This is a genomic window from Duganella callida (assembly GCF_004614165.1).
GTDB classification, from domain to species: Bacteria; Pseudomonadota; Gammaproteobacteria; order Burkholderiales; family Burkholderiaceae_D; genus Rugamonas; species Rugamonas callida.
In genome coordinates this window covers 23,154-30,422 of the sequence record NZ_SPVG01000022.1, presented here as the reverse complement: position 1 = coordinate 30,422, position 7,269 = coordinate 23,154, and the positions used below count along the sequence as shown (strand labels likewise).

At 63.6% G+C, this 7,269-nt stretch carries 9 protein-coding genes; 7 read left to right on the top strand and 2 right to left on the bottom strand.

Annotated features, from left to right (window positions below):
- The 4 genes from E4L98_RS02040 to E4L98_RS02025 form a co-directional block, all read left to right on the top strand.
- The coding region (locus E4L98_RS02040; protein WP_135199903.1) for a Tim44 domain-containing protein at positions 1-742 on the top strand (742 nt) is incomplete at its 5' end.
- A gap of 78 nt (positions 743-820) precedes the next feature.
- Complete coding sequence (locus E4L98_RS02035; protein ID WP_135199902.1) at positions 821-1,429, top strand: ubiquinone biosynthesis accessory factor UbiJ; 609 nt, start codon at positions 821-823, stop codon at positions 1,427-1,429.
- Entirely contained in the window at positions 1,426-2,994 is a 1,569-nt protein-coding gene (gene ubiB / locus E4L98_RS02030; protein ID WP_135199901.1) for a ubiquinone biosynthesis regulatory protein kinase UbiB, read from the top strand. Before E4L98_RS02035 ends, ubiB begins: the two co-directional genes overlap by 4 nt.
- A gap of 1 nt (position 2,995) precedes the next feature.
- Entirely contained in the window at positions 2,996-3,601 is a 606-nt protein-coding gene (locus tag E4L98_RS02025; RefSeq protein WP_135199900.1) for a methyltransferase domain-containing protein, read from the top strand.
- Between the two features lie 9 nt (positions 3,602-3,610).
- Here E4L98_RS02025 and E4L98_RS02020 read toward each other — a convergent pair whose 3' ends face one another.
- Complete coding sequence (locus E4L98_RS02020) at positions 3,611-3,964, bottom strand: YXWGXW repeat-containing protein (RefSeq protein WP_135199899.1); 354 nt, start codon at positions 3,962-3,964, stop codon at positions 3,611-3,613.
- Positions 3,965-4,042: 78 nt separating this feature from the next.
- Positions 4,043-4,243: a hypothetical protein gene (locus E4L98_RS02015; protein ID WP_135199898.1), complete on the bottom strand. Its 201-nt coding sequence runs from the start codon at positions 4,241-4,243 to the stop codon at positions 4,043-4,045.
- Positions 4,244-4,485: 242 nt separating this feature from the next.
- Between E4L98_RS02015 and E4L98_RS02010 the strand changes: the two genes are divergently transcribed.
- The 3 genes from E4L98_RS02010 to aspS are packed head-to-tail and all read left to right on the top strand — an operon-like array spanning position 4,486 to position 7,265.
- Entirely contained in the window at positions 4,486-4,776 is a 291-nt protein-coding gene (locus tag E4L98_RS02010) for an FmdB family zinc ribbon protein (RefSeq protein WP_135199897.1), read from the top strand.
- Positions 4,777-4,798: 22 nt separating this feature from the next.
- Positions 4,799-5,428, top strand: coding sequence for a DUF502 domain-containing protein (locus E4L98_RS02005; protein WP_135199896.1), 630 nt, complete (start codon positions 4,799-4,801; stop codon positions 5,426-5,428).
- Positions 5,429-5,465: 37 nt separating this feature from the next.
- A complete protein-coding gene (gene aspS / locus E4L98_RS02000; RefSeq protein ID WP_205746643.1) occupies positions 5,466-7,265 on the top strand; it encodes an aspartate--tRNA ligase in 1,800 nt (599 codons plus the stop codon).
- Positions 7,266-7,269 lie beyond the last annotated feature (4 nt).

Sequence of the window (7,269 nt, the reverse complement as noted above, 5' to 3'; positions counted from 1 at the left end):
GTCGTCCTGGTCGCCACTGATGAACAGCACCGGCGTGCGCACGCCGGCCAGCCCGTGGAAGGGCATCCTCGGCGGCGCGCTGCTGGGCCTGGGCATGGGGGCGCTGTTCTCCCACTTCGGCCTGGGCGGCGCCATCGGCAGCCTGTTCGGTTCGCTGATCATGCTGGCCCTGGTGGCGGCGGTGGTGTTCTTCATCGTGCGCCTGATCCGTGGCAAGTCGCAGCCTGTTGCGCAGCCTGTCGGGCGGCCGGCCGCGTTTGCCGGCAACAATGTGTACCCGATGCAGCAACCGGCGCCGCAAGCGCCCGCGGCGTATGCGCCGCCGCCGGCGGCGCCCGCAGCGCAGCCGGCCCACACCACGTGGGGCGTGCCGGCCGATTTCGACAGCGCCGGCTTCCTGCGCGTGGCCAAGGGTAACTTCATCCGCCTGCAGGCCGCCTGGGACAAGGGCGATGTCGCTGACATCCGTGAATTCACCACGCCGGAAGTTTTCGCCGAGCTGAAGATGCAGATCACCGAGCGCGGCGCGCAGGCCGATTACACCGATGTGGTCAGCATCGACGCCCAGTTGCTGGGCATCGAAACCGGCGCCACCGAGTACCTGGCCAGCGTGCAGTTCACCGGCATGATCAAGCCGGCGCCCGACGCGCTGGCCGAGCCGTTCAACGAGGTCTGGAACCTGTCCAAGCCGGTCAACGGCAATGGTGGCTGGCTGCTGGCCGGTATTCAGCAGCTCGCCTGATAAACCGGGCCAATCCGGTAAAACTGGTAAGATCAAGGCCGCCCGTCATCGGGCGGTTTTGTTTTGAACGGCTAGAACATGATTTCACTGAAACCAGGCAGTTTTTCCGCGGCGCCGGTCAGCGCCGCCATCAACCATTTGCTGGCGCAATCGCCATGGGCGCGCCAGGAGTTGCTGCGGCACGCCGGCAAGGTGGCCGCCATCGACGCCGGCTCGGCCGCGCTGCGCCTGCGCGTGACGGCCGACGGCTATTTTGAACCGGCCCCGGCCGGGGAGGCGGCGCGCGTCACCATCCGCCTCAAGCTGTCCGATGTGCCGCTGATCCTGCAAAATCGCGAGCGCGCCTTCTCCTACGTGCAGATCGAGGGCGACGCCGAGTTCGCCAACGCGATTTCCAGCCTGAGCAAATCGCTGCGCTGGGAGGCCGAGCACGACCTGGAACAGGTGGTGGGGCCGATCGCCGCCGTGCGCACGGTGGCCGGCGCCAAAGCCGCCTTCAACGCGGTGCGGACCGGCCACCAGAAGCTGGCCGAAAACGTCGCCGAATTCCTGCTGGACGAGAAACAAGTGCTGGTGCGGCCGCAAACGGTGGAAGCGTACTCGGCCGACGTCGCCCGCCTGCGCGATGACGTGGAACGCGCCGCCAAGCGGCTGGCCAGGTTGGAACAGAAACTGGGATCCAAATAATGCTGAAATTCTTGCGCCTGCTGAAAATTCTGCGGGTATCGGTGCGCTATGGCCTCGATGAAATTGCGATTTCCGGCCTCAGAAAGCCGCGCATCACCAAACTGATCGACACGGTATTTTTCTGGCGCGACCTGTCCTCGCCGCGCGGCGTGCGCCTGCGCATGGCGCTGGAGGAGCTGGGACCGATCTTCGTCAAGTTCGGCCAGGTGCTGTCCACCCGCAGCGACCTGATCCCGCCGGACCTGCAGATCGAACTGGCGCGCCTGCAGGACCGCGTGCCGCCGTTCGATCCCGACCTGGCCATCGCGCAGATCCGCAAGTCGCTGGGCGCGCATCCGGACGAGCTGTTCGCCACGTTCGAGCGCAATCCGGTGGCCTCGGCCTCGATCGCCCAGGTGCACTTTGCCACGCTGAAGGATGGCCGCCAGGTGGCGGTCAAGGTGCTGCGGCCGGGCATGAAGAAAACCATCGACGACGACGTCGCGCTGATGCACGTGGCCGCCGAATGGATCAGCAACGTCTGGGCCGACAGCAAACGCCTGAAGCCGAAAGAGGTGGTGGCCGAGTTCGACAAATACCTGCACGACGAGCTGGACCTGATGCGCGAGGCGGCCAACGCCAGCCAGCTGCGCCGCAACTTCGCCGATTCGCATCTGCTGCTGGTGCCGGAGATGCATTGGGACTATTGTTCCAGCAATGTCATCGTGATGGAGCGCATGCACGGCATTCCGGTGTCGCAGATCGATCGCCTGGAAGCGGCTGGGGTGGACCTGAAAAAGCTGTCCAGCGATGGCGTGGAAATCTTCTTCACCCAGGTGTTCCGCGACGGCTTCTTCCATGCCGACATGCACCCGGGGAACATCCTGGTGTCGGTGGAGCCGGAAACGTTCGGCCGCTACATCGCGCTGGACTTCGGCATCGTCGGCACGCTCAACGATTTCGACAAGGATTACCTGTCGCAGAATTTCCTGGCCTTCTTCCGCCGCGACTACAAACGCGTGGCCGAGGCCCACATCGAATCGGGCTGGGCGCCCAAGGAAACCCGCGTCGACGAACTGGAATCGGCGGTGCGCGCCTGCTGCGAACCGATCTTCGACCGGCCGCTGAAAGACATCTCGTTCGGGCAGATCCTGTTGCGGCTGTTCCAGACCTCGCGCCGCTTCAACGTCGAAGTGCAGCCGCAACTGGTGCTGCTGCAGAAGACGCTGCTGAACATCGAAGGCCTGGGGCGCCAGCTCGACCCCGATCTGGACCTGTGGAAAACCGCCAAGCCCTACCTGGAAAACTGGATGGGCGAGCAGGTCGGCTGGAAAGGTTTTGTGCAGCGGCTGAAGGCGGAAGCGCCGCGCTATGCCCACATCTTCCCGCAACTGCCGCGGTTGATGCATCAGGCGCTGGAGCGCCATGCCGAAAAGCCCAACGACAATACCGAACTGATCCGCCAACTGGTGGTCGAGCAGCAGCGCACCAATCGCCTGCTGGGCGCGGTGGTGTTCGTCGCGATGGCGCTGGGTCTGGGCGTGGCTGGCTTCCACCTGTACGCGCGCTGGCATCATTTGCTCTGACATGGCCGATTTTCAGCAACGCGATCCGCTGTCGCCGGCGTTCTGGGACGAACGCTTCGCACGCCGGTTCACGCCCTGGGACCGCGGCGGCGTGCCGCAAGCGCTGCGCGATTTCGCTGCGGCCAGCGCGCCGCTGACCACCCTGATTCCCGGTTGCGGCTCTGCCTACGAACTCAGCCATCTGGCCGGACTGGGGTGGGATGCGACCGCCATCGATTTTTCGCCGGCGGCGGTGGCGCGGGGCAAGGCGGCGGCCGGGGTCCACGCTGCGCGCGTGGTGCAGGCGGATTTCTTCGCATGGCAGCCGGCACAGCCGCTGCAACTGATCTACGAGCGCGCCTTCCTGTGCGCGATGCCGCGCGCCATGTGGCCGCAGGTGGCGGCGCGCTGGGTGCGGCTGCTGGCGCCGGGGGCGCTGCTGGCGGGGTATTTTTTCTTTGACGAGGCGCCCAAAGGGCCGCCTTTCGGCATCGGCCGTGCGCAGCTCGATGCGCTGTTGAAGGCGCATTTCGTGTGCGAGGCGGACGATGTCGTCAGCGACTCCATCCCGGTGTTTGCCGGCAAGGAGCGCTGGATGATCTGGCGTCGCCGCCCGGTTGTGGCTTAAGCGCGCGGCTTAATTGCGGCGCGGATTGTTGGGATGGTCGTCGACGCCGTTCGGCACGCCGTCATGGTCGTTGTCACGGCGCGCCCAATTACCGCGCGTCATTTCCCAGTGACCATCGCGTTCCACCCAGGTCGGCTGATGGTAGACATAGCCGCGGCGTTCGCGTTCCCAATGGCCTCTGACCCATACGTGGCGGCCGCTGCGCCAGTCCCAGTAGCCGGGTGCCCAGACATAGCCGGCGCGCGGCGCGGGCACGACTTCCTCGCGCAGTGGCGGAGGGGCGGTTTGTACTACGATGACAGCGGCGGTAGCCGTACCGACAGAAGCCGCAATGGCGGCGGCAAGCAGCAGTTTCTTGATCATGTTGTTCTCCTTGTTAAGGTAGTGTTACCTTTATACGGAGTTACGATCAGGCGATCTGTGCGAGCGGCCGCACAACTTTCAAGTTGAGTACGGTTTGCGGGCGGGCAGCTGCGGACGGTGTTTGTACAACTCCAGGCCAAGCACGATCGCCATGCACAGCACGATGGTGCGGCGGTGCAGCGGCTCTTCCGGCTTTTGCGCAACAAACTTGTTAGTGCCAGCATAGGCAGGCGCGGCGAGGCAGGCGCTCAAAACACCCGCGTACAGATATTTTTTCATGGAATTTCCCAAAGAATCAAAAGGATAGGCGTCGTAGGGTCCGGGACGGCGAACGATGCGGCGACTCAGGGATTGGGAAATCAGCGCTTGTTGACCAGCATTTAATCATGCACAGTGACAATTAGCGAATAGTTTTTTTCAATGAAAGCGATTACCCAAACTGGCTTAACCACAGGAAACAGTCAGATGGGTCGCAAAAGGCTTTATAATTCAGGGTTTTGATGATTTTTGCGGAGTAATAGATGCCGATCTACGCTTACCGCTGCGAGTCCTGCGGTTTTGCCAAGGATGTCTTGCAGAAGATGTCCGACCCGCAGCTGACGGTGTGTCCGTCCTGCGGCAAGGAGACGTTCAAGAAACAACTGACGGCGGCCGGCTTCCAGTTGAAGGGTACCGGCTGGTACGTGACCGACTTCCGCGGCGGCACGCCGCCGGCCACCGGCGCCGCAAGCGGCCCGGCCAAGGGCGATGCGCCAGCGGCCAGCACGCCGCCGGCCGCGTCGTCGGGCGGCAGCGGCTCCAGCGACACCTGATCGTCCACTACAGGAAGACTTGATGCGTAAATATTTCATTACCGGCCTGCTGGTGCTGGTGCCCCTGGCGATCACCGCCTGGGTGCTGAACCTGGTGATCAGCACCATGGACCAGTCGCTGTTGTTCGTGCCGGAGCGCTGGCAGCCGCACACGCTGTTCGGCGCCGACATTCCCGGTTTCGGCACGCTGCTGACCATCGTCATCGTCTTCCTGACCGGCCTGCTGACCAACAACCTGGTCGGCAACTACGTGCTGCGCCTGTGGGAAAAGCTGCTGACCCGCATCCCGGTGGTCAGCTCCCTGTATTCGAGCGTCAAGCAGGTGTCGGACACGCTGTTCTCGTCGTCCGGCAATGCTTTCCGCAAGGCGGTGCTGATTCCGTATCCGCACCAGAATTCGTGGACCATCGCGTTCCTCACCGGCACCCCGGGCGGCGACGTGAAGAACCACCTGGTCGGCGATTACGTCAGCGTCTACGTGCCGACCACGCCGAATCCGACCTCGGGCTTTTTCCTGATGCTGGCCAAGAAGGATGTGGTCGAACTCGACATGACCGTCGATGCGGCCCTGAAGTACATCGTGTCGATGGGGGTGGTGGCGCCGGAAGATGCGCCGAAAATCATCACCCCGGACGACACCAAGATCAACTGAGTCACTTAACCTGAACCGAGAAATAAACATGTCCTCAATGCGTACTCACTACTGCGGCCTCACCACTGAAGCGCTGCTCGGCCAAACTGTCAGCCTGTGCGGCTGGGTACATCGTCGCCGCGACCACGGTGGCGTGATCTTCATCGACCTGCGCGACCGCGAGGGCCTGGTGCAGATCGTGTGCAATCCGGAACAGGCGGAAGTATTCAAGGCGGCCGAAGCCTTGCGTAACGAGTTCTGCCTGCGCGTCACCGGCGTGGTCAAGGACCGCCTGGCCGGCACCGTCAACGCCAACCTGAAGTCGGGCAAGATCGAAGTGATCTGTTCGGAACTGGAAGTGCTGAACCCGTCCGTGGCCGTGCCGTTCCAGCTGGACGACGACAACCTGTCGGAAACCACCCGTCTGACCCACCGCGTGCTGGACCTGCGCCGTCCGCAGATGCAGAACAACCTGCGCCTGCGCTACAAGGTGACCATGGAAGTGCGCAAGTACCTGGACGAACTGGGCTTCATCGACATCGAGACCCCGACCCTGACCAAGTCGACCCCGGAAGGCGCGCGCGACTACCTGGTGCCGTCGCGCGTCAACGCCGGCCAGTTCTTCGCGCTGCCGCAGTCGCCGCAGCTGTTCAAGCAGCTGCTGATGGTGGCCAACTTCGACCGCTACTACCAGATCACCAAGTGCTTCCGCGACGAAGACCTGCGCGCCGACCGCCAGCCGGAATTCACCCAGATCGACTGCGAAACCTCGTTCCTGAACGAGCAGGAAATCCGCGACCTGTTCGAAGACATGATCCGCAAGGTGTTCAAGAATACCCTGTCGATCGACCTGCCTGACCCGTTCCCGGTGATGGACTTCGCCGAAGCCATGGGCAAATATGGTTCGGACAAACCGGACATGCGCGTCAAGCTGGCCTTCACCGAACTGACCGAGGTGATGAAGGACGTCGACTTCAAGGTGTTCTCGGGCGCCGCCAACCTGCCGAACGGCCGCGTGGTCGGTCTGCGCGTGCCGAAGGGCGCCGACATGCCGCGCTCGGAAATCGACGCGTACACCCAGTTCGTCGCCATCTACGGCGCCAAGGGCCTGGCTTACATCAAGGTCAACGAGAAGGCCAAGGGCCGTGACGGCCTGCAGTCGCCGATCGTCAAGAACCTGCACGACGCCGCCCTGGCCAAGATCCTGGAACTGACCGGCGCCGAAGACGGCGACCTGATCTTCTTCGGCGCCGACAAGGCCAAGGTGGTCAACGACGCCATCGGCGCGCTGCGCGTGAAGATCGGCCACTCGGAATTCGGCAAGGCCAACGGCCTGTTCGACGACGTCTGGGCGCCGCTGTGGGTGATCGACTTCCCGATGTTCGAATACGACGAGGAAGACGACCGCTGGACCGCGACCCACCACCCGTTCACCGCGCCGAAGGATGGCCACGAAGACATGCTGGAAACCAATCCGGGCGCCTGCATCGCCAAGGCGTACGACATGGTGCTGAACGGCTGGGAACTGGGCGGCGGCTCGATCCGTATCCACCGCGAGGAAGTGCAGTCGAAAGTGTTCCGCGCGCTGAAGATCGGCGCCGACGAAGCGCGCCTGAAGTTCGGCTTCCTGCTGGACGCGCTGCAGTACGGCGCGCCACCGCACGGCGGCCTGGCGTTCGGTCTGGACCGCATCGTCACGCTGATGACCAAGTCGGATTCGATCCGCGACGTGATCGCCTTCCCGAAAACCCAGCGCGCCCAGGATCTGCTGACCCACGCGCCGTCGGAAGTGGACGAGAAGCAGCTGAAAGAACTGCACATCCGTCTGCGTGCCGCCGAGCCGAAAGTGGCCGGCTAATCTG